20 protein-coding genes, 1 tRNA gene and 1 pseudogene are annotated in these 24,161 nt (G+C 53.9%); 16 read left to right on the top strand and 6 right to left on the bottom strand.

Translation table 11 applies throughout. The features are described from left to right. Window positions 1-194: 194 nt before the first annotated feature. Window positions 195-271, top strand: a tRNA-Ile gene (locus G8770_RS15945). Between the two features lie 1,203 nt (window positions 272-1,474). On the opposite strand, the gene G8770_RS15940 is transcribed toward G8770_RS15945, so the two are convergent. Further along, entirely contained in the window at window positions 1,475-2,008 is a 534-nt protein-coding gene (locus G8770_RS15940) for a hypothetical protein (protein WP_167188973.1), read from the bottom strand. Between the two features lie 119 nt (window positions 2,009-2,127). On the opposite strand from G8770_RS15940, the gene G8770_RS15935 reads away from it, so the two are divergent. Next, complete coding sequence (locus G8770_RS15935) at window positions 2,128-2,556, top strand: DUF2784 domain-containing protein (RefSeq protein WP_167188971.1); 429 nt, start codon at window positions 2,128-2,130, stop codon at window positions 2,554-2,556. Between the two features lie 16 nt (window positions 2,557-2,572). On the opposite strand, the gene G8770_RS15930 is transcribed toward G8770_RS15935, so the two are convergent. Beyond that, window positions 2,573-3,220 carry an SOS response-associated peptidase gene (locus tag G8770_RS15930; RefSeq protein ID WP_167188968.1) on the bottom strand — a complete coding sequence of 216 codons (648 nt, stop codon included), beginning with the start codon at window positions 3,218-3,220 and terminating at the stop codon, window positions 2,573-2,575. Between the two features lie 405 nt (window positions 3,221-3,625). Between G8770_RS15930 and G8770_RS15925 the strand changes: the two are divergent. Continuing rightward, window positions 3,626-4,198: pseudogene (locus G8770_RS15925) on the top strand (DUF924 family protein). 74 nt (window positions 4,199-4,272) lie between these two features. Beyond that, entirely contained in the window at window positions 4,273-5,346 is a 1,074-nt protein-coding gene (locus G8770_RS15920; protein ID WP_167188965.1) for a BamA/TamA family outer membrane protein, read from the top strand. A gap of 88 nt (window positions 5,347-5,434) precedes the next feature. Here G8770_RS15920 and G8770_RS15915 read toward each other — a convergent pair whose 3' ends face one another. The 3 genes from G8770_RS15915 to G8770_RS15905 all read right to left on the bottom strand — a co-directional run bounded on the left by G8770_RS15915 (window position 5,435) and on the right by G8770_RS15905 (window position 10,056). Then, window positions 5,435-7,510, bottom strand: coding sequence for a bifunctional diguanylate cyclase/phosphodiesterase (locus G8770_RS15915; protein ID WP_167188962.1), 2,076 nt, complete (start codon window positions 7,508-7,510; stop codon window positions 5,435-5,437). A gap of 6 nt (window positions 7,511-7,516) precedes the next feature. Beyond that, window positions 7,517-7,996 (bottom strand): YfiR/HmsC family protein, encoded by a 480-nt coding sequence (locus tag G8770_RS15910; protein ID WP_167188959.1) that lies wholly within the window; start codon window positions 7,994-7,996, stop codon window positions 7,517-7,519. A gap of 116 nt (window positions 7,997-8,112) precedes the next feature. After that, entirely contained in the window at window positions 8,113-10,056 is a 1,944-nt protein-coding gene (locus tag G8770_RS15905; protein WP_167188955.1) for a TonB-dependent receptor domain-containing protein, read from the bottom strand. Window positions 10,057-10,443: 387 nt separating this feature from the next. Between G8770_RS15905 and G8770_RS15900 the strand changes: the two genes are divergently transcribed. From G8770_RS15900 to G8770_RS15850, 11 genes are all read left to right on the top strand, one after another. Further along, window positions 10,444-11,559 (top strand): VIT domain-containing protein, encoded by a 1,116-nt coding sequence (locus G8770_RS15900; RefSeq protein WP_167188953.1) that lies wholly within the window; start codon window positions 10,444-10,446, stop codon window positions 11,557-11,559. 157 nt (window positions 11,560-11,716) lie between these two features. Further along, entirely contained in the window at window positions 11,717-13,003 is a 1,287-nt protein-coding gene (locus G8770_RS15895) for a hypothetical protein (RefSeq protein WP_341771166.1), read from the top strand. Beyond that, window positions 13,000-13,722 carry a class GN sortase gene (locus G8770_RS15890; protein ID WP_167188947.1) on the top strand — a complete coding sequence of 241 codons (723 nt, stop codon included), beginning with the start codon at window positions 13,000-13,002 and terminating at the stop codon, window positions 13,720-13,722. The genes G8770_RS15895 and G8770_RS15890 overlap by 4 nt, the downstream gene beginning before the upstream one ends. A gap of 218 nt (window positions 13,723-13,940) precedes the next feature. Next, window positions 13,941-14,759: a 2OG-Fe(II) oxygenase gene (locus G8770_RS15885; RefSeq protein WP_341771164.1), complete on the top strand. Its 819-nt coding sequence runs from the start codon at window positions 13,941-13,943 to the stop codon at window positions 14,757-14,759. Between the two features lie 248 nt (window positions 14,760-15,007). Continuing rightward, the gene (locus G8770_RS15880) at window positions 15,008-15,562 is read left to right on the top strand and encodes a magnesium transporter (protein WP_167188944.1); all 555 of its coding nucleotides are present in this window, start codon (window positions 15,008-15,010) and stop codon (window positions 15,560-15,562) included. A gap of 169 nt (window positions 15,563-15,731) precedes the next feature. Beyond that, window positions 15,732-17,084: a cytochrome c oxidase subunit II gene (coxB, locus tag G8770_RS15875; protein WP_167188941.1), complete on the top strand. Its 1,353-nt coding sequence runs from the start codon at window positions 15,732-15,734 to the stop codon at window positions 17,082-17,084. 32 nt (window positions 17,085-17,116) lie between these two features. Further along, entirely contained in the window at window positions 17,117-18,904 is a 1,788-nt protein-coding gene (locus tag G8770_RS15870; RefSeq protein WP_167188938.1) for a cytochrome c oxidase subunit I, read from the top strand. Beyond that, a complete protein-coding gene (locus G8770_RS15865) occupies window positions 18,901-19,629 on the top strand; it encodes a cytochrome c oxidase subunit 3 (protein WP_167188935.1) in 729 nt (242 codons plus the stop codon). Before G8770_RS15870 ends, G8770_RS15865 begins: the two co-directional genes overlap by 4 nt. Before the next feature lie 38 nt (window positions 19,630-19,667). Further along, window positions 19,668-20,348, top strand: coding sequence for a heme-copper oxidase subunit III family protein (locus tag G8770_RS15860; protein ID WP_341771163.1), 681 nt, complete (start codon window positions 19,668-19,670; stop codon window positions 20,346-20,348). Window positions 20,349-20,364: 16 nt separating this feature from the next. Next, window positions 20,365-20,739: a cytochrome C oxidase subunit IV family protein gene (locus G8770_RS15855; RefSeq protein ID WP_167188932.1), complete on the top strand. Its 375-nt coding sequence runs from the start codon at window positions 20,365-20,367 to the stop codon at window positions 20,737-20,739. A 32-nt stretch (window positions 20,740-20,771) separates the two neighbouring features. Beyond that, window positions 20,772-21,542 carry an SCO family protein gene (locus tag G8770_RS15850; protein ID WP_167188929.1) on the top strand — a complete coding sequence of 257 codons (771 nt, stop codon included), beginning with the start codon at window positions 20,772-20,774 and terminating at the stop codon, window positions 21,540-21,542. 41 nt (window positions 21,543-21,583) lie between these two features. Here G8770_RS15850 and G8770_RS15845 read toward each other — a convergent pair whose 3' ends face one another. Then, entirely contained in the window at window positions 21,584-22,690 is a 1,107-nt protein-coding gene (locus tag G8770_RS15845) for an AraC family transcriptional regulator (RefSeq protein WP_167188926.1), read from the bottom strand. Between the two features lie 236 nt (window positions 22,691-22,926). Here G8770_RS15845 and G8770_RS15840 point away from each other — a divergent pair, with 236 nt between their 5' ends. After that, window positions 22,927-24,135, top strand: a complete 1,209-nt coding sequence (locus G8770_RS15840; protein WP_167188923.1) for an acetyl-CoA C-acetyltransferase — start codon at window positions 22,927-22,929, stop codon at window positions 24,133-24,135. Window positions 24,136-24,161 lie beyond the last annotated feature (26 nt).

Raw genomic sequence — 24,161 nt, 5'->3', positions numbered from 1 at the left:
ACTGGAAAGACTGTGGTATCATTTTGTTCACGGCTGATTGCTTGCGGATATTGTCTAGACACCAATAACCATAAGGCTTTCAGCCGTTCTTGTTTAGTCCTTTGTGAAATATTCGGGCTAGCCAGAACCCACAGAGGGCACTATAATGCGCCCCGTTGTTGTTTAAAAACTGTCGTTTAAAAACAATTACTTAAGGGCCCTTAGCTCAGTTGGTTAGAGCATCCGACTCATAATCGGCAGGTCGACAGTTCAAGTCTGTCAGGGCCCACCATTTCCCAACCCCTTTGCGGGTTAGAGCATCCGACTCAACTCTTGATTCAACCCAGGCAGGTCGACAGTTCAAGTCTGTCAGGGCCTTTATGCCCTCGGGTACACCATTTCCCAACCCCATTGCGGGTTAGAGCATCCGACTCAACTCTTGATTCAACCCAGGCAGGTCGACAGTTCAAGTCTGTCAGGGCCTTTATGCCCTCGGGTACACCATCTCCCAACCCCTTTGCGGGCTAGAGCATCCGACTCAACGCTTGATACAACCCAGGCAGGTCGCCAGTTCAAGTCTGTCAGGGCCTTTATGCCCTCGGGTACACCATTTCCCAAACCCCAAAGAGGGTTAGAGCATCCTTACATTTGCGTGAGAAAAGTCACAGAGATAATGCCACCATTTGAAAACCTGTCGTGACAGCGGATTGGAAAATCGCACTTCGATGTTGAGATGCTGACCCTACAAAATCAACGGGCTCTCTTGCGCAGAGATAAACACATTGTTAGACAAAAATCGTCCTCGAACACCACCATCAGCAGCAGCAACCAGAAAACTCTTGGTCAGCGCGAAACTGGATGAACCTTCCTCACAAAAAGGTCTGTCCAACGATGTTTCCCTCTGCCAACTCTGCCAGCTCAAGCCACACACAGTGCACCCATATCATTCGCCGGTGAGTAAAATGCAGGAGGCGAGCTTGGTTCGCTCAACAAAAATATTCGCCAGTGAGGGCGCCCCTGAAGTTGTCCGCTTTGCTCTCAGGCGAGAAACCTTTGACGGTATTGTCGTGGCCATGGCCGGGCGTGCGTGAAATAAATACTCAGCCAGCCGAAGAACAGCTGCCCTTTAACCAGCCACAGTCCAGCCTTCAGCACAACTGAACCATTCGTCAAAGATAATGTCTGATGTGTATCCGTCTCTTGAAAAAAGGACTGCAACCATCTGGAGCAAAAATGCCCGCCCGTCAGCATGTAAATTGCCCGTTCTGCGACGCACAAAGCACTCTACGCATTCATCGGTCTACCCTTGATAAAATCTTACGCAGAAGCCCCAAATTTCGCTGCTTGAAATGCAACCTACTATTTTACAGAAAGGTGCGTTCGCTTTAACGAAGCAGGTGTATCCCCCCTTGCCAATCAACAAGGTGCACCTGCTTCTTAAGACCTCCACAGCCCTCTGAGTAGGTTCAATTGACTCAATACCATTTTACCCCGGTTATTCTTTCTCGCTGGCGATCTTAATCATCACGTGGGCATAGGGGGTCCCCTTCCACATCACATAGATCGGGTCCTGGGTGTTGGTGGAAATTCCTTCCAGCATGGAGTGGTCCGGCAGGATAACCATCATGTGCGGCCCCTCTTTAATCCAGGCATTATCTGCGGTAGGTTCCGTGGCATAGGGATCAATGTTGCTGACGCCCTTGGCGGTGCCTTCACCGGCCAACATGTAGGAAATACTAAACCGGGATGGCTGGTAATCCTGCTTACTCATCATGGCGGCCATGAGTTTCTCCCACTCGGCCTCGTTACACATGGGTCCCGTCATGGCTTGTTGGGGATAGCAGGTAAATCCATTGGACCCTTGACGCAACACCGTACCATCGGGGGCTTTGATCGTGGCATTGGCAGTGACATCCACAGGAGCGGCACTTTCCGCACTGGCAATCATCGCCGCCTTGTCGGCAGCCAGGGCAAGACTGCTGCTGAGCAACCCAAAAAACACCCAAGAGCCCAAAATCTTTCTGTTCATAGTAATCTCCAATAAGTATTTTATATTTTTGTTTGTCATGTTGTTTTTGGAGCAGAACTGCTAACTCTTAAGCAAAGTATAGACCAGCCATACGGCTCTCAAATGAAGTCTGTTACCCGATGCCTCTTAATGCGATTACAAACTCAGCACCCTTTTCAACATCTGCCTACCTGTTGGCGGCAGATGTCATGCTCGTGATGCACACACTCTTCGTGATTTTCGTCATTCTGGGGCTGATTCTGATCGTGATGGGCAAACTGCTGAACTGGCGCTGGGTACGCAACTTCTGGTTTCGTTTGGCCCACATCATCGCCATCGGCATAGTGGTAATGCAGGCGTGGCTTGGAATTTTATGCCCCCTCACCGGATGGGAGATGGCCTTGCGCGAACGAGGCGGCGAGGCCATCTATAGCGGCACCTTCATCGCCTATTGGCTGGGTAAGGTATTGTATTACCCGTTACCAGAGTGGGTATTCATCACCGGCTATAGCGTGTTTGGAGCATGGGTGGTGGGCTGCTGGTTTTGGGTGCGACCACGGCCGCTTTAATCCCCGCACCATGCCGCTATGCATCCGGCAAGGGCACCGGCAACACTTTCGAGCGACTGTTGTTGATCGCCGGGTCCACCCGACGATGGGCTATGGTATACCTCAGCCGGGGAGCCAATAGCGGCTGCAAATCCTCTAACGGCTGACTGGTATCCAGCCAGAGATTAATCCCCGCGCTATCCAACATGACTGGCATGCGGTGGTGAATGGCCTTTAAGCATTCATCCGCTGCGGTGGTCACAAGAGCGCAGGACAACAGCTCTTCGTTCCAACAGTCCCAGAGCCCCGCCAAGGCAATGGCACCATCTTCACGATAGAGCTCGATGGGCTGTTTCCCGTCGGGGGTTTTCTGCCATTCCAGGAATGAACTGCAGGGTATGACACAGCGTTTGTGGTGAAACGGCCCCTTGAAGGCGCGGCTGGACTCCAATGTTTCCGCACGGGCGTTGAACATCGAAAAACGCGTGTCAGGACCAGAAGACCAACTGGGCGTCAGCCACCAGCGCGCCGGGTGGCAACTGCGTTCGCCGTCTATCTCATAAAAAATAGGCACGGATTCCGTAGGGGCAATGTTGTACTGCTCCCTAAGGACAATTGGGACGCCAAGTTCGTCCAACAGCTGCACCAGACCCGGAGTCATTGAGATGTTAAAGCGACCGCACATGCCCTTCTCCTTATGTTGTCCCTCGTATTTTCCGTTTTAGTTCGTATTGCTCTCGTTTCAATCTTTAGTGTTAGCCTCATTTGGCAGCCCCTTGCCCCGAGAAAGTCGCCGGCTGCCTTGGCTTACTGACATCGCCTTCGCGAACAACCATGGTGCTTGATACAACCATAGCAGGGGCATTTCAGCAGGTTTGATTTTTAAACAGCACGGATCCAAACCTGCACTGGTCATTGATCATATGCCCATCTCTGCCTAGAGTTAATCAATCACAACCGCAATCCCCCTTTCACGGTCACACTGTTCAGCGAGGTATGGTATGCGACGGCGACACTCCTTCGTGAGAGTTACCGACGATCTTAACGACAAAAACAATGTCACTGGACGCCGCGGTTCGCCGAAAACGCAATGATGAACAATGAACACGCGACAACAGAATATCAGTGCCTATTGGACTTCTGGTTCCGGGACGTAACTCCCAACCAATGGTTCAGTGGCGGCAAAAAGCTGGACACCCCGATACGAGAAAGGTTTGGCAACTTAGCGCATCAGGCCACACAGGGGGCACTGGACCACTGAGCGTCATCACCCTATGGGCGCCTGGCTTTGATCATTCTTCTGGATCAGTTTTCCCGACACATCTTCCGCGGTACCCCTCAGGCTTATGCACAGGATGCTCGTGCACAACAACTGGTACTGGAGGGCATACAAAACGGTGACGACCAGCCTCTGCAGCCCACCGAACGACACTTTTTCTACATGCCGCTGATGCACGCTGAAGACAAGACCTTACAGGAACTGAGTGTTGAGAAATTCACGACATTGCGACACGAGGTCAAACGGGGGCTGAATGCAGCTCAGGCACATCGCGCCATCATCGAAAAATTTGGCCGCTTTCCCCATCGGAATGAAATTTTAGGTCGGGTTTCTACGCCAGAAGAAGTCGCCTTTTTGAACTCCGGCGTAAATCACCGGGCATAATGTTGTCCATAGCGCATCACAATAGATTATTTGTGAACTAGACTGGATGAAGACTTCATCCGTGCGAGACTCCCATGGGGACAACCATCATCAGTCTGAACAATTACGTCCGCCTTCTGAGCACTCACGTCAGCTGTCTGCTTGCCCTTCTCCTGCTGACAACGCCAACCGTGTTCGCCCAAGAGTCACCCTGGCTGCTGATTCCAACCGTCAGTAACGACCCTAAGCTGGGGTTTAAAGGTGGTGTAATGGGGGGCTACCTGTACAAAGTGGATGCCGACTCCAATTTTTCAATGATGGGTGGCTTTGCCAATTACAGTGATACTGACTCCTACACCGGTGGTCTGTTTACCGACCTCTACTGGGGCGCCAACCGCAACAAGTTGCGGGCGGGCATCATCAATGGCCACATCAACAATGAATACGAAGATTATCTCGGCACCGGCCAGACAGTCGAAACAGAGGACAACCTGAAAGGGCTGTTCATACGTTACTCCCACCTGATCTTTCCCAAATGGTACCTTGGGGCGCAGTTCCTGTCGTCCAACTACGCCATCGGTATCGACGAGCTGACGGATGAAGCCGCCCATCAAATAGGCCTGACTGGCTTCGATTCCAATGGCATCGGCCTGGTCCTGGAGTATGACACCCGCGACAATGTTCGCAGCAGCACCCTGGGGCATTATTTTAATCTGAACAACATTGCCTACCGGGAAGGGCTGGGGGGTGATGAGTCGTTTGATGTGTTTCAGGCAGACTATCGCTGGTTTTCCCCGTTCGGAGAAGGTCACGTCTTCGCTCTGCAATTGAAGGGCCGATGGACCAGCGACGCCCCGCAAAGTGGTTATTCATCGCTGCAATTGCGCGGCTACACCCGCGGAAACTACCTCGACGAAAATTACACCCATTTCGACATGGAAGCCCGTATACACTTACGCGGCCGCTGGGGTGCGACGATGTTCGCCGGCATATCCTGTCTCTATTCCTCCATGTCGGATTGCGGCGACAACGAAGACCTCTTCGCCTCTGCGGGCGCAGGCATTACCTATGTCCTCAAACCGGCGTCGGGCTTCATCATCAAAACCGAATACGCCGTGGGCGAAAAAGACAACTCCGCGTTTTACATCAAACTGGGGCAGAAATTTTAACCCGCCATTTGCCCCGGTCTGACGCCGGCTGATAAACCCGCAACATCCAATGATCTTGTGTCATACCGTCATCAACCAGAGGACCGCCTCACACCTCAGCTGTTTGATCGTTGAGCGCCTCGGCCAGGTCAGCCAGTGGGATGGGCTTACTGTAGAGAAAACCCTGCACCAAATCGCAACCGTGCTGCTTAACAAACTCGTATTGAGCTTCCGTTTCGATACCCTCGGCCACCACTTTCAAGTTCAGGTTATGGGCCATGGTGATGATGGTTTTCACCAGAGTTTCATCGTCGGCGTCCTTGCCAAGGTCACGCACAAAGCTGCGATCGATTTTCAGGGTATTCAACGGAAACTGCTTCAACCGGCTCAGCGAAGAGTAGGCCGTGCCAAAATCATCGATGGAAATTTCGACGCCCAGCTGGCGAATACCCTGCAGCTGTTCCAGCAAGCTGTCCGAGGATGGGCCCACCAGGTTTTCGGTGATTTCCAGCTCCAGTTTGGCACCGGGAAAACCGGTTTTTGTTAACGCCGCCTGCACTTCTGCCGGAGCCTTACGGCGGTAAAAATGCAGCGGGGAAAAGTTGACGGACAACTGTAACTTGGGCGCCCGACCCGGAGTTAACGTCAAGATCTCCTGACAGGCCCGCACCATCACCCAATCGTCAATGGCACCAATCAGGCCGCACTCTTCCGCCAGAGGGATGAATTCCGACGGAGAAATCGCACCCAGTTCGTGATCCTTCCAGCGCAACAACGCCTCAACCCCAACGATTTCAAGCGTGTGGACATCCACCTTGGGCTGGTAATGAAGATAAAAGAGTTCCGCCTCAATGGCATGGCGCAACTTGTTTTCCAACACCAGACGCCGCTCCATTTTACGGTTCATGTCCGGTGCAAAGAACGTCATCCGGTTACGCCCTTTATCCTTGGAGCGGTACATGGCGGTATCGGCATTCTTCAGAATTTCGGTGGCATTGTCACCATCGCCGGGAAACACACTGATGCCGATGCTGGTCGTCAGCGTTAGGTTATGGCCTTCCAGCTCCATCGGCGAACTCACACTGTGGATGATTTTATTGGCCACATCCCCGGTAGCCCCAGGCTCCAGATCGGTCAGCAGAATGGCAAACTCATCGCCGCCAAGGCGGGCGAGAGTATCCCCTTCCCGCAAACACGCCTGCAATCGCCGGGCAACCTCAATCAACAATTGATCACCAATGCCATGCCCCAGAGTATCATTGGCGACTTTAAAACGATCCAAATCGAGAAAGAGCACCGACAAATGAGCCCCATGTCGTCGGCAACGACTGATAGATTCCTGCAGGCGACGATCGAATGTCACGCGATTGGCCAGTCCGGTCAGCGCATCGTGATAGGCCTGATGTTCGAACTTTTTCGCCAGGTCAGCCAGCTCCCGGGTACGCTCGTCTACCTTGTCCTCGAGCAACCCCTGTATCAACCGCAAGTCTTTGTCACGGATCTGAATCTGGTGCAGCATGTCATTGAAATGATCCACCAGTGCACCGACTTCATCATTGGAAATCCGCTTGGCACGCAAACTGTAATCTCTGCTTTCCGTGATATTGAGAGCCGTTTCAGCCAGCTCCACCACCGGACGGGTGACCAGGCGCTGAACATAATGAGCAATGAGGTAAGCCACCAGCATCGACACCGCAAACACCCCACAGGCAACCAACAGCTGCAACATTTGCTCTTGCAACCATTGGCTGTCATCGGACAGCAGCAGAATACTTCCCACCACTTCACCATCAAACTCCACCGGCAGCTGGACAAACCAGTAATCGCCCAGTGACCCTTGCACACCCTCGGGAGGTGCGGCAGGCAGGACCCCCGCAATGCGCTCAAAATGTGCAAACGGCTGCTGGCTCGGCAAAAACAACATGGCGCCGACAATATTGGGTTGACTGGCAAGACTGCTGAGAGTCTGATGAGCGTTTTCGGTGTCTTCAAACATCAATGCCGCGACGCTGTTGTGACCGACAATGCCCGCCTCTGAACGCAACTGTTCAAACACCTGCCCCTTAGACGAATACCAATCATTAAAAGCAAACGCGATGGTCGCCAGTAACAGCGCACTGGCTGTGGTCACCAACAGCACGTTTTGAATGGTGTTGCCAATCGAACGGTGTCCATACTCGGTCATAACATGTCAGGTCTCTTCGCCAACAATGCGGGCTAACTGCAACAAACGCGAACTGAATTTCAAACCAGCCTGATTGGCAGCCGTTAAATTAATTTCAAAGCCAATTCGATTGCCCCTGCGCACCAGAGCCACGTGCACCCCCGGATAGACTTTCCCTGTGGACTTATGATCGGTCATATCCGCAATCACCAGCACAGGGGTTGTGCGGCTGACCAGGGGGGCTTTGATCATGCGCTCAGCACCGGCTTCGGATAACAACAAAATATCACACGCACTCAGCCCTTCGGGCGTGCCTATGCGCTCAAGTTGGAGTCGGCGACCACCCACTTCGCGGCCACGGATCATATCGTCGGCGGCCCCCAAAACGTCCTCCTGATAATAGCAGAGGTTGAGCTGATCACCCCGCTGCTGCAACTGGGCATCGGGCCAGCGAACAAATTTGGCGATGTTCAACACGAACGCTGACTTCAGCTGATTTAACTGCACCTGGTCTGCGGTCTTCGCAGCCTCCACAAAATGGCTAACGGGCAGACATGCACAAGCCCACATCAGGCACAGGAGATGTGATCGGTGTGTCAGCAGATTCCAAAGGCTCACTATCATCAGAGCGCCGGCGTCCAGGTGAACTGAAGCCAAACTTGGCGTCGGGCTTTTTCCGTATTGTACTGGCCGCCAAAATCTGCCGCCGGATCGTGCACTTGTTCATCCAGGAGATTGTCTACACCCAGACGGTAGGATAGATTCGGCGTCAGCTCACCATTCAGGTACAGGTTCGCCCAGACATACCCATCACTGTCGTCCGTGGTGAACCCATTCGCATCCCATCGATCACTGTTGAAGACCAGCGACAGGCCCAAGGAGTGGCGGGGTGTCAGCTGGTAGTTGGTTGTGACACTGCCACTCCAGTTGGCGATATAGGGCAATTCAGAATAAGCACCCAGGTCGGATGAATCCACATAGGCCGCAGTCAGGCGTATAGACAGGTCATCAGCCACCGCAACATCCACCAGGCCTTCTGCACCATAAAGATGAAACCGCTCTTTAGCGTTGAAGAAATATTCATCGGCATTGTTCGGCGTCGGCATTTCGTAAATAAAATCTTCCAGTGTGTTGTGGTAAACCGTGACGGCACTTTTCACCCGATCCGTATTCAGGTAATAGCCCAGCTCCAACGATTTAATGCTCTCTGCTTCAGGGATGGGGGGGACAAAAGTGGTATTTTCAAGCACCTTCAGATATTCGCGCAGAGTGGGGGTCCTTATCGCGGTGCCATACATCAGTTTCCAGCTGTGAACCCCAACGGGAGAATAATTGACCGCCACTCGATAGTTCACATAGCTGTCGAATTGTTCAAAATCATCGTAACGAATTCCGGCCGTCAGGCTCAGGGATTCGTTGATCGTCCAGACGTCCTGAATGAAAACCGCAAAATCCTCATTCGCGATTCCCGGCTGGCTTAACAGATCCCCCGTTAAGGGGCTGGCATAGAGCCCCTGTCTGAAGTCAAACCAGCGGGTATAGTCTGTTTCTTCCGCTTCCTCATAGCGCCAGCTCGCCCCCAGTGCCGCGGTGTGATTACCCCAACGTTTGAGTCCCGTCAATGACGTGCCCGCCATGGTCGCATTCTGGTATTCTTCGTAACCCAGCGCTCCACCAGGGTTTACCCGTTCAAATTCCCGCACCTCTTCCTGTTGGTAATAGGCACTGGCTTCCAGGCGCCCGCGATCCAGTTCTCCCGTCACATAATTTACCGCCACCGACCAGTTTTCGCTGTCGACAAAGGCATTTTGAGTGGCGGGGATAAACAAAAACGGGGTTTCACTATGGCTGTAATCGACCTTGGCGAGCAGGCCCGGCGCCAGCTGCGCTTTGAGATACAGGCTCTGATACTCCTCATCCAAAGGCTGGAACGTCTCACCGCCGATGAAGCTGAGCCGATCTTTACGGAATGGGGCATCCTGATCCAGATAAGACGCAAACCCCTGTACACGTGGACTGTTGAATAACGCGGTAACTTTTTGCCGATCGTGAGTGCCCAGTTCGAACGAAGTGGTCACCTGATTGGAAGCAGACAGCTCTTTGGTTTTTATGGAAATCAAGCCGCTGAAGGCATGAGCACCATACAAACTGGACACAGGTCCAAGAATGACTTCAACTTTTTCGATTTGCTCCAGGGGGTACTGATCACCCAGGGAAAAATGACCGTAGTAAAGCTGTTGCTGGCGCACACCATCAATCAACAGGACAAACTTATCGTTGTAGCGCTGAACCATCCCTCGAGCCCACACCGACTGATGGCGTTTGCGATGCTGGTTTAATTGGATACCTGGCACATACTGCAATAACTCATCTACGCGGCGAACCCCAAAACGGCGAAAATCCGCAGCGGTAAAACTGTACACAGTGCCCGGGGCTTTACTGACCCTTGTCGGGAACAAATTAGCCGCCGTGAACACCTCGATTTCAAGCAGCTCTTCCAGGCTCAACTCGGCAAGACTGTCAAACGTTTGGACAACCTCTTCAGCCTGCACCACGTGGCTGTTCACACACGCAGCAACCACTCCCGTTACCAACCACGGGAGTCCCCTTTTATTTAATCGATCCCACACCACTCGGTCCTCGCTCTTTGATTAGAGCTTATCTATTCGTTATATCGAGGGAAATCATTATAAACGGATCCTATTTTGTACTAGTCACTGGCTTTTGGCCACCGCTGAGTCAGCAACTGCGTGATTCCTTTCGCCCACAGTTTCCCATCGAACTTCCAGTGATTACTGCGCCAATCATTTTTGATCACAATTGATCACCGCATGACCCCAAATTGGTCCCCGTCCTGCCACCTCCTCTCTGTGTAATGGTTCGCAACAATCCCAGTTCGTAAAACGCCATAACCAGACACTGGGAACAACCCACTCACCGAAGGAGTTACTTGAATGGCCCCTTATCCAGTTTCCCGGGGAAATCCCAGGGATCCCCGGCATGACGATCACCCTGCACCAGCCACCAACCCTGATCGAACGGGCTTTGGCTGGCTGCTGTGCGGCTTCGCCGTTATGGTGCTTTCAGCAATACCGGCGAAATCGGCGCCGCTGTCGACTGTGCCTACAACCACACAACCCACAATGGCTGCAGCCTCAAAACCGACAGCAGCCACAACCCTGCAATCGAAACCGTCCACTGACGAAAACAGCAGTGGGCGTATGCAGTTTCAAAACAGCCATGGTGCAATGGTGGAGGCGCCGTTGCTCCAGACCAATGTTGAATTGTGGGTCAATGGGATGATTACAACGACAGTTTATCGACAGACCTTTCACAACCTCTCGACAGATTGGGTCGAAGGCCGTTATCTGTTTCCACTGCCTGACCGTGCGGCAGTCAACGGCATGACCATGCGCATCGGCGAACGTATCATTGTCGGCGAGATTCAGGAAAAGTTGCGGGCCCGCAAACTATATCAGCAAGCCAAAACCGCCGGCAAAAAAGTCAGCCTGGTCGAACAGCAACGCCCCAACCTGTTTACCCAGACCGTGGCCAACGTCCCCCCCGATGAACACATTCAAGTGACGCTGACCTATCGTGAAGTGGCGCACTATGAACATGGCAACTTTTCTCTGCACCTGCCTCTGACCATCACCCCTCGATATATTCCCGGCCTGCCGATCCGGGACGCGGTCGATGAGCCGCCCGAAACAATGATGACAGAACCTCCCGGAGCAAAAGCCGCACCATCTGCACCGACGGTCAGCGCGATGCAGATCAATCAACACGGCTGGGGCCAGGCAACAGATCAGGTTGCGGATGCGGCGCTTATTACAGCGCCCATGTCAGAACGACCTCGGTTACCCAACGGCACCATCCAGAATCCGGTCAGCATCACCGTCCACTTGCGGGCAGGCTTGCCGCTGGCAAGGATCGACAGCCCCTATCACGACCTTGTCATCCGCAAACACGGTGACGAGCATACCATCACCCTGAGCGAAGGCCAGGTTGCCATGGATCGGGATTTTGTGCTCAGCTGGCAACCGGTCAAACAAAAAACCCTCACGTAGCCCTGTTTACCGAGTATCTGGAAAACACAAATTCCGATGCCGGCAGCGATTATCTGTTGTTAATGTTATTACCTCCGCAGGCGCCTGCAGACAAGATCCCCGCTGGTGAACAACACACAGTTTCACTGCCGCGAGAGATCACTTTCATTGTCGACACATCCGGCTCCATGGCCGCCCATCAATTGAACAGGCAAAGGCAAGTTTGCAACTGGCCCTGACCACACTGAGCCCTCATGATCGCTACAACATTATCGCATTCAATTCCGATTATCGTAGTTACAGCACTCACCCCCAGCCCGCCACTGGCACAAACCTGCGCGGGGCTCAGGCGTTTGTGGACAGATTGCACGCGCACGGTGGCACGGAAATGTATACGCCACTGGATGCGGTGCTGTCAGAGCCTGCTGCCGAGGGGTTTTTAAAACAGGTGGTTTTCATCACCGATGGCAGCGTCGGCAACGAGGGCGCGCTGTTTCAGCTCATCGAACAAAAGTTACATCAGGCTCGTTTGTTCACGGTCGGCATCGGCTCGGCGCCGAACAGTTTCTTTATGCGCAAAAGCGCTCAGTTTGGCCGCGGCACCTTTACTCACGTGGGCAATCTGGCGGAAGTGTCTGAGAAGATGTCCGCTCTCTTTCGCCAGCTGCAAACTCCACGGTTACAGGATATTCAGGTGAGCTGGCCAGACGGTTTCTCCGCCGAAGCTTACCCAACCCGGTCTCCGGACCTGTATCACGGCCAGCCCTTGCTCATCAAAGCAAAACTCACCCACCGGCAATCTGCCCAGGGAGCCGTCAAACATTCCCGGTCCGCCAGCGACGGCAGTATCACCGTTTCAGGCCTTAGCGCCAGCGGCCCCTGGTCGCGGACCCTGTCGGTACCGGCCCTTAAGGAGCGGCCGACTGACCACCAAAACCCCGCCGGCAAGGGTGTCGGCAGCCTCTGGGGACGCGCAAAAATTTCCGCCCTGATGGATCAAAAACACACCGGGGTGCCGGAAGCCGACATTAAACCGCAAGTGCTCGAGGTCGCGTTAACTCATCAGCTACTCAGTGCCTACACCAGCTTTATCGCACGGGATAAAACCCCGGCTCGCCCGCCAGAAACAACTCTTAAAGCGACTTCCGTTCCCAATCTGGTGGCCAAAGGGCAAACCCCCATGCCACACACGTTACTCAGCACCCAGCCTCATAGTCCGGCCCAGTACAGCCCACACAGTTACCCACAAACGGCACTGGGCCTGAACGGGCTGCTGTGGATGGGCACCCTGAGTGCGCTGTTGGCTCTGCTATTGATGACCGCTGGAAAGCTCCTGATGATCCCCCCTGAGTGGTTCCTGAGAGCGGGCTCTTTTGTTCAGCCCTCCCCTCAAACAGCTTCTCAACCGGCTTCTCAACACGCTCTGCAAGGTCCATCTCAAGATGTGAAGGCGCCTAATCCATGACCAGACACACACATTGGCGATGCCGGGGATCCGCTGCCGTGCTGCTGTTGGCGGCACTGACCTTTTACGGGCAGGCGGGCTATCTCTATGCCAAAGCCGTTCTGGCCCAATGGCTGATCGCCGATGCCTGGCAGCAAAGCGTGTTACAACACCACCGGCTACCACAATCTCAGCGACAGCAACCGCGTCCGCCGTCTCAGTCCACTCGACCAGGGCCAGTGCGCCCCTGGCCCTGGGCCGATACCTGGCCCATCGCCCGACTGCGCTATCAAGGCGAGCACGGCACGCAAGATCTGTACATTCTGGAAGGTGCAACGGGCAGCAGCCTCGCCTTTGGCCCTGGGCATATGGCCGGTACGGCAGCGCCCGGCACCAAGGGAAACAGTGTGGTTGGCGGTCATCGGGACACCCATTTTGCCTTTCTGCAGCACCTGCAACCCGGCGACCGGGTTCAGATTCAAACGCCCAAGGGAATCTGGCAATCATTTCGGGTCGATCACACTCAGGTTCATAACATCCAGGACGGTCCTTTGTGGCTAGACGCCACTCGTCATCAATTGCAATTGATTACCTGCTACCCCTTCGATGCGATCACCGCCAATGGCCCGTTGCGCTATCGAGTCCTGCTGACGCCCGTCGCCCCCACGTCCCCGGGACAGCTGGCAGCCAAACAGACAGCCCCCAACCAGAAACGACCCAATGCAACCTTGTTCTTTTAAAAACCGTTGCAAGCGCCGCTCCTTTCGACCAGACTCCGTTTCTGTCAGGTCTGCATCTATCACGCACACCGTCGTGACGATCAATAATTTTCATCGTCAGTGTCAGAATTGATCGCTGTACAAGCCCACACTGGCTTCAGATAATCCCGCGCCAACCCCACAATATGCTGACAACACTACACTGATACCAGCAGTGTGCAGCCGAGGCCTAATCTACAGTGTCGACCATCCTGATCTCCCCTGAGGTCTCTGACTGCCTGCAAGCCGCCCCCTTAACAGAAGCCCCTTGTTTAGCTGAAGGAAGCCATGAAGCCGCGACTGCTCACGCAGTAGACACTTCGCCTTCCGCGACGACTTCGGCTCTGGTTGCCCCAACGGTGGCTGACATTCACACTGGTGCCCCGCCGGTACAACCACATCTGTTTGAAGCCATAGCCCAAAATTTGTTGTCCCAAGGTTACAGCGTCCACCCCGGCGCCTTGCCACAGGCATTGAGTGAACAACTGTATCGTCACAGCCAAGAGCTCCCGCAGCAACAGTTTGATCCCGCCGGCATCGGTCGCGATACACAACACACCCGCAGCGAGGCGATTCGCAAGGATCAAATATGCTGGATCACAGATGACTGGGAAGCGGGACGGCACTGGCTCACATGGGCCGGTGAATTACAAACTTATCTCAATCGACGCTTGTTTCTGGGCCTGTTTTCCTTCGAGTCTCACTTCGCCCATTACGGCCCGGGGGACTTTTACAAACGTCATGTGGATGCCTTCCGCGGAGATGCCAATCGGATATTGTCTATGGTGGTTTACCTCAATCCCGAATGGCGACCCGAGTATGGGGGCGAGCTGGTCCTGTACAGTGACGACCAGGATGACCAAGGGCAAAAGATTACCCCCACACTGGGTACCATCGTGGTCTTTTTAAGTGAAGAGTTCCCGCATGAAGTTTTGCCAGCTCAAAACGACCGCTACTCTATTGCGGGCTGGTTTCGAGTCAACACCAGCAGCGCCCTGCGCACCGATCCCCCGCGCTAATCATCACCCTCTGCATGGATCCGACCGTGACTGCCAGTGACTGAAATGACCATTTGTTTTTAAATAAACAGCCCATTGGTTATTTCTGATTAGACCTAAACCTTTATTTCCCCCGTTGATAGTTTTTTAAGCGATATACAGATTTTTTCTAATCTCATTAAATTTTTACCGGCCACGGCGTCACTCTTTACATAAAATTTTGCGTGTTATACTCATGCTACGCAAGTTCTTATAAGAGGGTGATAACCATGAACCGACACTACTACGTCAGTGATGACCTCGACGACCTTGAATCCCTCGAGCACGAGCTTGAAGACTCCGGGGTGAACATCGAACAGATCCATGTCCTCAGTGACAACGAAGCGGAACTCGAGCACCATCATTTGCACGCGGTGGATTCGTTTTCCCGTTCAGACGTCATCCGCTCCGGCATCATCGGACTCTTGTGCGGGCTGCTCGCCTCGATCATTATTTTAAGCTTCACCTATTTTTCCGGTGTTTATGAAACCATCACCTGGGTGCCTCCCATTTTTCTGTCGGTGGTCAGTCTCGGCTTCTGCACTTGGGAAGGGGGCTTATGGGGCATTCAAAAAATTAATCGGGTGTTCCGGCGTTTCAAGGAAGATCTGAAAATGGGGCGTCATGTTTTTTTTGTAGACGTTCGTCCCGACCAGGAACCCACGTTTCAACGAATCGTCCGCAACCATCCACACTTAACACTTGCAGGTGATGGCTCCAGCACTCCGGAATGGATTACCAAATCCCAAATTAGGATGAACAAATTTACCCACTGGGCGCCCTAGTTTTAATCAATTACCGATACAGGTTTGAACAACACAGCAAGCAACGCACACACCACACAAGGACCGAAAAGAAAAGCCACCGAAAGGAATTTCAACCGGCGCTCTCGGCGATCTTAACTGAAGCAGGTCGCCGACATTTTATGAGGGTGACACACAGGACCGGATCGCGATGAAACTTGCAATTGCGCTAGTGATATTAGTTGCCCTCTCCCTCGTCTTTCATTTTATCAGCCCCTGGTGGTTAACACCCATCGCGTCCAACTGGGGCAGCATTGACGACACCATTGAAATCACCTTCTGGATCACCGGCGCGGTGTTTGTCGCAGTCAATCTTTTCCTCGCCTATGTGGTTTTCCGCTACCGCTTTCAGAAAAATCGCAGAGCCCATTACGAACCTGAGAACAAAAAACTGGAAGTCTGGCTGACCGTTATTACTGCCACCGGGGTTTGCTTGATGCTGGCTCCCGGGCTGGTGGTCTGGGCAAAATTTGTGAACCCACCCACAGACGCCGCCGAACTGGAGGTGGTAGCTCAACAATGGCAGTGGGGCTTTCGTTTTCCCGGTGAGGATCAAACACTGGGCAAAAGCGATGTTCGCTTTATCAGTGTCACCAACCCCCTGGGTATCGACCCCAAGGATCCGTTTGCCCAGGATGACATCATTATCGATAACAACGAACTGCACCTGCCGATTAACCAGGCCGTTAAAGTGTGGATCCGTTCCAAAGACGTCCTGCACAATTTTGCGGTCCCCCAATTTCGGGTAAAAATGGACGCCGTACCGGGCTTGGTGTCATCCCTGTGGTTCACCCCGGAGAAAATCGGCCGCTTTGACATTCTTTGCATGGAGCTGTGTGGCATCGCCCACCACACCATGCGCGGCTTTGTGGTGGTCGACAGCGAAACAGACTTTCAGCAGTGGCTCAGTCAACAACCCACATTCGCAAGCACTCAGGGCGGACCGGTCGGTGACGCCGTTGCCGGCGAATCCCTTTACGCCCTGTGCAGCAGCTGTCACGGCCCCCGGGGCGAGGGCAACCAGGCCTTAAACGCCCCCAGAATCAGTGGCCAATCGCCCCACTATCTGAAAAGGCAGCTGGTCTATTACAAAGCCGGCATCCGGGGCCGTCATCCTGAGGACACCTACGGTCAGCAAATGGCGGCCATGGCCGAAACCCTCCCCGACGAAACCGCCATAAACGATGTGGTGGCTTATATTCAAACACTGTCTTCCAGCACACCGGCAGCCACTCTGACAGGCCACCGCGACAAAGGACAACCTCTGTTTGTCAGTTGCGCCGCGTGCCATGGTGCTCAGGGGCAGGGCCGGTTTTCCACCAGTGCCCCACGCCTGGCGGGCTTGCAAGACTGGTATTTAAAGCGCCAGCTGGTGAATTACCAAACCGGTTTACGGGGCGCCCATGCAGCCGACAATTTTGGCAAACAAATGACCTTGATGGCTAATATGCTGAGCGATGAAGAGTCCATGAACAACCTGTTGGCTTACATACAAAGTCTCTGATCATGACGCAGACACGAGAGTAAGGAACTGCTATGCCACATGTCGCAATTGCCGATCAAACCAGTGAACTGCACGACCCCAGAAGCTTTATCACCAAATACATCTGGAGTCAGGATCACAAGGTGATTGCCATTCAGTATGCCCTGACCGCAATCGGTGTCGGTTTGATTGCCCTGGTGCTGTCGGCGATGATGCGTTTACAACTGGGTTTTCCTGACACGTTTGATTTTATTACCCCCAACGCCTATCTGCAGTTTGTCACCATGCACGGCATGATTATGGTGGTCTATCTGCTCACGGCACTGCTGCTGGGCGGTTTTGGCAACTACCTGATCCCGTTGATGATTGGCGCCCGGGACATGGTCTTTCCCTATCTGAATATGCTCAGTTACTGGACCTACTTGTTGTCCGTGCTGATCTTGTTGGCGAGTTTTTTTGTTCCCGGCGGCCCCACCGGGGCAGGCTGGACACTGTACCCCCCGCAGGCCATTCTGCCCGGCACTCCCGGCGTGGACGCGGGCATTGTATTGATGCTGGTTTCGCTGGCGGTGTTTATCATCGCCTTCACCATGGGCGGCCTGAATTATGTCACCACCGTCCTCCAGGCTCGCACTCACGGCATGACATTGATGCGTATGCCGCTCTCCCTTTGGGGAATTTTTACAGCCACCGTGCTTGGCTTACTCGCCTTCCCCGCCCTGTTGGTCAGCGCCATCATGATGGCCCTCGACAAGTTGATTGGCACCAGCTTTTTTATGCCCGCGATCGTCTCACTGGGCGAGCAACTGGATTACACCGGTGGCAGCCCGATTCTGTTCCAGCACCTGTTTTGGTTTTTTGGACACCCGGAAGTCTACATCGTGGCCCTGCCTGCTTTTGGGATGGTGTCGGATGTATTGGCCGTCCATGCCCGTAAAAACATCTTTGGCTATCGCATGATGGTGTGGGCCATTGTCATCATCGGCTTTCTGAGCTTTATTGTCTGGGCACACCACATGTACGTCAGCGGCATGAATCCGGTATTCGGTTATTTCTTTGCCACCACCACCCTCATCATTGCCGTCCCCACCGCCATCAAAGTCTACAATTGGGTGCTCACGCTGTGGCGCGGCAACATTCATTTAACGGTTCCCATGCTGTTTGCCATCGGCTTTATTTTTACCTTCACCCACGGCGGGCTGACCGGGTTGTTTCTCGGCAATGTGGTGGTGGATCTGCCGCTCTCCGACACCTATTTTGTGGTGGCCCATTTTCACATGGTGATGGGGGTTTCACCCATCATGGTGTTGTTTGCAGCCATTTATCACTGGTTCCCGCTGGTCACCGGCAAGCGACTGCACGACGGTCTGGGAAAATTACACTTCTGGATCACCTTTCTCGGCACCTACGCAATCTATCTGCCCATGCACTATCTCGGGTTTCTGGGCGTGCCGCGCCGGTATTTCGCCCTGGGCAGTACGGATTTTATTCCCGAGTCTGCCCAGACGCTGAATGCCAGTATTACCGTGTCCGCCATTGTGGTCGGTTTAGCGCAACTGATATTTATCTTTAATCTCATCTGGACACTGCGCAAAGCCAAGCCCTGCTCGCCCAACCCCTGGGGAGCGGCGTCTCTGGAGTGGCAAACGCCCAACGTCCCCCCCCGACACGGCAACTGGGGCCAAAAACTGCCCACGGTTTATCGCTGGGCTTACGATTACAGCGTTCCCGGTATCACCAGTGATTTTATTCCCCAAAATATCAGTGAAGATGCCGTGATTCGTGACGCTGAAACGAGTGGCGACGTTGACGACCATAGCGACAAGGGGAGCCACACATGAGCTTGAACTTTTTTCGAACCTTGCAGGAAAAACCCTGGTTACAGCCCGATGCAGTGTTGCCAGAACGTGTTATGGACAGAAGCGACATCAATCCCAAGAAGTTGCCGCTCATCGTCTTTCTGGGCATTGTCAGCGTCTTCTTTTTCCTGTTTCTGATAACCTTCCTGGCGCGCTCCCAATACCCGGATTTTCAGGCCCTGGCGGGTGAAACCTGGCAACCCTTTTACCACCCTCAGCAACTGTGGATCAACACCGGCTTGCTACTGATCGCCTGTGTTGCCCTGCAGGTCGCGCTGATGGCCACACGCCGTCAGAACATTCACACCGCTCAAATTGCCTTGTGCCTGGCGCTACTGTTTACATTACAGTTTGGCGCTGCACAGCTGTTACTGTGGCGACATCTCTACAAGCTGGGGTTCTACATGGCGTCCAACCCCGCCAACAGTTATTTTTATCTGCTCACAGCGCTGCATGGCCTGCATTTAATCGGCGGGCTGTTCGTACTGGTGCCAGTGATCCTGCGCAGCTTTGGCTTCTTCAGACCGGCCACCACAGCCCCGCAGCAACGACCTCTGCAACCACCACGGCAACAACAGCTGCAATATAGTCTCGAGCTCTGTGCGCTATATTGGCATTACCTGTTTGTCATTTGGCTGTTGATCTTTTTTTTCAATGCCAGCTCACCGGCGGTGTATAAAACCCTGGCAGCACTGTGCGGTTATTGATTTCAGCACATAGACGCTTACTGAAGAGGAGTATTCCCGTGGCGATCGGCAAGCCCTCACACTCATCGAATCCACAACCCGCCATGCACAGTCTGGTGGCGGACTGGTCTGCGGACAAACAAACTTTTGATGTGCCCTGGGGCAAATTGATGATGTGGATCTTTTTGCTCAGCGACACCTTCATCTTCAGTATTTTCCTGACCGGCTATATGAACGTGCGCATGAGCACCACCGACACCTGGCCCAATCCCAGCGAAGTGTTTGCGCTGGAAATTGCCGGCACCCACCTGCCGCTGATCCTGATCGCCATCATGACCTTTGTGCTCATCACCAGCAGTGGCACCATGGCCATGGCCGTGAACTTTGGCTACCAGGGCAATAAAAAGCGCACGGTGCAATTCATGCTGGCCACCGCATTGCTGGGCGCGGCCTTTGTCGGCATGCAGGCTTTTGAGTGGACCAAACTGATCTCTGAGGGCGTTCGCCCCTGGGGAAACCCCATGGGTGCTGCCCAGTTTGGTTCCAGCTTTTTTATGATCACAGGTTTTCATGGCCTGCATGTATCCATAGGCGTTCTGTATCTGGCCATAGTCGCCATCAAAGTGGCGCGCGGTGACTATGAGCGCAGCGGCTACCAGATTGTGGAAATCACGGGGCTCTATTGGCACTTTGTGGATTTGGTGTGGGTGTTTATTTTTGCCCTATTTTATCTTTGGTAGCGCGGGAGACAAAACCATGTCAACGAAACATCATCAAGCCGGAAGTCATCCCCCGTCGCCCGGTGAACAGCAACACCCCATCGGGGTCTACCTGAAAATTTGGCTGCTGTTATTTTTACTCAGCACCGGCTCTTATCTGGTGGATTTTTTTCATTTGCAGGGTGGGCTGCGCTGGTCATTGGTGTTGATCTTCATGGCACTGAAAGCCGGGCTTATCATCAGCATATTCATGCACCTGGGCTGGGAGCGGCTGTCCCTTAAATGTTTAGTTATTTTGCCACCCATCGCCATTCTGGTGCTGATCGTGTTCATGGCCAGTGAAGGGCGCTACACCAGTGATTCGCGCGACAACCACTTCACTGCCTATCCGCAACAGGAATATCACCCCTGAAATCGTCACCTGCACACCTGCCGGTTACGGCCATGCTGATCGCCCTGGGTGTCATCACCACCGCGTTGGCCGTGAACTTTTGGGTCTGGAAAAACACACCGGATCTGCCACAGATTGAAGGGGTGTTCATCCCCGCTCCACGACCTCTTGCGAATTTTATCTTGCAAGATCAATACAATCAGGCATTCAGTAATCAGCAGTTACAGGGACACTGGAATTTGCTGGCTTACGGTTTCACCAACTGTCCGGATTTCTGCCCCACCCTGTTAACGGAATTGGCGAAGGTCACCGACAAACTCCAGCAACAACAGCAGTTTGATGATCTGCAGGTAATCTTTTATTCCATTGATCCCGAACGCGATGGGAGCGAACAACTGGCACAGTATATGGCGCATTTTAATTCCGACTTTATTGGGCTGCGTCGCCAGACAAAAGAGGCCACACTCCTGCCCACAACTCCTGCAATCAATACTGCAACCAATCAGCCTACCAATGTTGCAGCCGCGTCGCGCCCCGACCCGACAGACTGGACCGCGTTTGAAAAAAGCCTGGGCATTGTTTACAGCCGGTCACCAGAAGCAGGCAGTGCCGGGCCCGAGGAACAGGATCCATTTTATTCTGTTGCCCACGGCACCATGATGTACCTCATCAACCCCAACGGCGAACTGCAGGCGATACTCCGCCCACAATCCTCCGCAGACGGTGTCGCGTCTTTTGCCGCAGAACAGGTCTATCAGGATTACATCGCGGTTCGTCGCTACGCGGACACTGCGTCCTCCAACCGGAGAACGCTGAGCCATTGAACGCTGTATAGCCGCTTGACGAAAGCATGAACCGCCAACCGTCAGGGGTATTTCTGTTTGCTTCCGATTGCGCGTTTTCGATAGGTGTGAGGGGTGACACCGGTCCAGCGCTTAAACGCCCGGGTAAAGGTACAGGTTTCAGAAAAGCCGGTCAGATAAGCGATCTGCTCGATCGAATCCCGGCTATTGATCAGGCATCGGATGGCAATATCGCGGCGTAATTGGCTTTTTAAATCGCCGTAACCAATGCCTTCTGCCTCCAGCTTGCGCCGGAGCTTTTTGGGGTGGACACCCAGTTCTTCAGCCACTTCCAGCAATGTAGGAATGCTGGTCAGACGCTGACGCAAGACCGTTCGGGTTCGAGCCACCCAGCTTTGTTGATTGTAGTCATTGAGCATCACATTCAGTAACGGCTGCCGTAAAAACTGCGACAGGGACTCCGACGTTTGCTTGATGGGCAGTTCCATAATCCGGCGACTGAAGGTCAGCGTACAACTCGACATGATCGAATCCGTTTCACCGAGCACGTTATCGCACGGTTCAAAAACACACTCGGCCCCGGGAAACATCACCCGGTACTCCTTGCTGTGCTCGGGTTCCGGGTAATTCAAACGCACCTGCTGAATGGGCAAATTATCTTCCACCAGCCAGCAAGCCAAGCGGTGCAGACCAAACATAAACAACTCATAGGCGTAGGGCTCTAACACCTCATTGGCCCGCCATGGACGAAAGTGGATGGTGAGGGTCTCGTCACTGGTGGCCAGCTCTGTTTTCATACCTCGTTCCAACAGTGAGTAAAACAGGCAAAACCGCTTCAGGGCCTGACTCAGTGTGCGCACATGAATAACCCAGTGACACACGGCGGACCAGGTCCCCACCTTTAGCGCATCCTGACAATAGCCCAGTGTCTCATCGTTCATTTCACGCATGGCAATGGTCTGCAGTGCCGCGTACTGGTCCGCCGTCACCCGGGCATTATTTTCATTGAATAATTTCGCGGGGATGTGCGCCCGCCGCAATAAATTCGCCACATCGACGCCTTTATCCGGCGCCATCTTCACCACCGCCCTTAAAAAATAACTGGAGACCGATATTTCCTGCATGTCACTAACAATCTCTTTACCACGGATTTTTTGCTTCAATCTCAAACCAGGCAGTCCGAGCCAGACAGCCTTTCTAACCGCATCCTATGCCAATGGGACAAAATGTCAATTTTTGTCCCAATATATCCTTGAAGGCAGACCTATACGCAAACAATAATGAAAAAATGCACGTTATCGTCATAGACTCACAATAGCAACAACCACAATGAGAGCCTGCCCCCCGGCCAGAAAAGGCTGGACGAGACGTTTTCCTTTCAATGATCAGCCCACAGGATTTTGTGATGCCCCATACTGCCTACATTTTCGATGCCCTCCGCACCCCGCGCAGCAAAGGGAAAGCCGATGGCTCCCTGCATGAAGTCAAACCCGTTGCCTTGGGCGCCGGGCTGTTAAACGCGCTGCAGCAGCGCCACGACCTGGACACCCGTCGCGTTGACGACGTAGTGATGGGCTGCGTGTCGCCAACCGGCGAACAAGGTGGCGATGTGGCCAAAAGCATTGTCCAGTTTGCCGGCTGGGACGAGAGCGTGCCGGGTGTGCAGCTGGACCGCTTCTGCGCGTCCGGGCTTGAAGCCGTCAACATCGCCGCCATGAAAATAGCCTCTGGCTGGGAAGACCTGGTGGTCGCCGGCGGCATTGAGTCCATGTCCCGGGTGCCCATGGGCAGCTCCGGCGGTGCCTGGCTGTACGACCCTGAAGTCGCGCTGCACGACAGCATTGTGCCCCAGGGCATCGGCGCCGATACCATCGCCACCCTCGAAGGCTGGAGCCGCGAGGATGTGGACTCCTTTGCCCTGGCCTCCCAGCAGCGCGCTGCTCACGCCCAGGCGCAGGGCTACTTTGATCGCTCCGTGGTACCGGTAAAGGATCTTAACGGCGTGACCATCCTGGAGAAAGACGATTTCATCAAACCCAACACCACGCTGGATATCCTTGGCCAATTGCGTCCGTCGTTCGAAGCGATGGGCAAGCTGGGTTTTGATGACATGATGCTGCGCAAATACCCGCAGTTGCCCGCCATTCATCACGTCCACACACCGGGCAATTCCTCCGGTATCGTCGACGGTTCCTCGGCAGTGCTGATCGGCAGCGAGCAGGCTGGTAAAGATTTAAACCTGACCCCGCGGGCACGCATTGTCGCCACCGCGGTACTGTCCACCGAACCGACCATCATGCTCACCGGTCCCGGCCCTGCCGCCAGGAAGGCTCTGACCAAGGCCGGCATGACCACTGCCGACATTGACCTGTTTGAAATCAACGAGGCCTTTGCCTCCGTGGGGCTGCGCTTTATGCGGGATCTGGATATTTCCCACGAAGTGACCAACGTCAACGGCGGTGCCATCGCCATGGGCCACCCGCTGGGTGCCACTGGCGCCATGCTGATCAGCACCGTGCTCGATGAGCTGGAACGCCGCAATCAGAAACGTGCCCTGATCGCCCTGTGCGTGGGTGGCGGTATGGGCATCGCCACCATCATTGAACGTGTCTGACTCGGAGTTAACAGGCGAATCGCCGT

The sequence above is a fragment of the Pseudomaricurvus hydrocarbonicus genome, assembly GCF_011602365.1.
In the GTDB taxonomy this organism is placed as follows: domain Bacteria; phylum Pseudomonadota; class Gammaproteobacteria; order Pseudomonadales; family Cellvibrionaceae; genus Pseudomaricurvus; species Pseudomaricurvus hydrocarbonicus.
Note: the sequence above shows the minus strand (reverse complement) of the source record. Positions and strands in the feature narration are given on the sequence as shown.

What these genes read in the sequence shown, in the direction of transcription:
- G8770_RS15940 (WP_167188973.1), bottom strand. Translation starts at nt 2,008, where the DNA reads ATGAACAGAAAGATTTTGGGCTCTTGGGTGTTTTTTGGGTTGCTCAGC.
- G8770_RS15935 (WP_167188971.1), top strand. Translation starts at nt 2,128, where the DNA reads ATGCCTCTTAATGCGATTACAAACTCAGCACCCTTTTCAACATCTGCC.
- G8770_RS15930 (WP_167188968.1), bottom strand. Translation starts at nt 3,220, where the DNA reads ATGTGCGGTCGCTTTAACATCTCAATGACTCCGGGTCTGGTGCAGCTG.
- G8770_RS15920 (WP_167188965.1), top strand. Translation starts at nt 4,273, where the DNA reads ATGGGGACAACCATCATCAGTCTGAACAATTACGTCCGCCTTCTGAGC.
- G8770_RS15915 (WP_167188962.1), bottom strand. Translation starts at nt 7,510, where the DNA reads ATGACCGAGTATGGACACCGTTCGATTGGCAACACCATTCAAAACGTG.
- G8770_RS15900 (WP_167188953.1), top strand. Translation starts at nt 10,444, where the DNA reads ATGGCCCCTTATCCAGTTTCCCGGGGAAATCCCAGGGATCCCCGGCAT.
- G8770_RS15890 (WP_167188947.1), top strand. Translation starts at nt 13,000, where the DNA reads ATGACCAGACACACACATTGGCGATGCCGGGGATCCGCTGCCGTGCTG.
- G8770_RS15880 (WP_167188944.1), top strand. Translation starts at nt 15,008, where the DNA reads ATGAACCGACACTACTACGTCAGTGATGACCTCGACGACCTTGAATCC.
- coxB (WP_167188941.1), top strand. Translation starts at nt 15,732, where the DNA reads ATGAAACTTGCAATTGCGCTAGTGATATTAGTTGCCCTCTCCCTCGTC.
- G8770_RS15870 (WP_167188938.1), top strand. Translation starts at nt 17,117, where the DNA reads ATGCCACATGTCGCAATTGCCGATCAAACCAGTGAACTGCACGACCCC.
- G8770_RS15865 (WP_167188935.1), top strand. Translation starts at nt 18,901, where the DNA reads ATGAGCTTGAACTTTTTTCGAACCTTGCAGGAAAAACCCTGGTTACAG.
- G8770_RS15855 (WP_167188932.1), top strand. Translation starts at nt 20,365, where the DNA reads ATGTCAACGAAACATCATCAAGCCGGAAGTCATCCCCCGTCGCCCGGT.
- G8770_RS15850 (WP_167188929.1), top strand. Translation starts at nt 20,772, where the DNA reads ATGCTGATCGCCCTGGGTGTCATCACCACCGCGTTGGCCGTGAACTTT.
- G8770_RS15840 (WP_167188923.1), top strand. Translation starts at nt 22,927, where the DNA reads ATGCCCCATACTGCCTACATTTTCGATGCCCTCCGCACCCCGCGCAGC.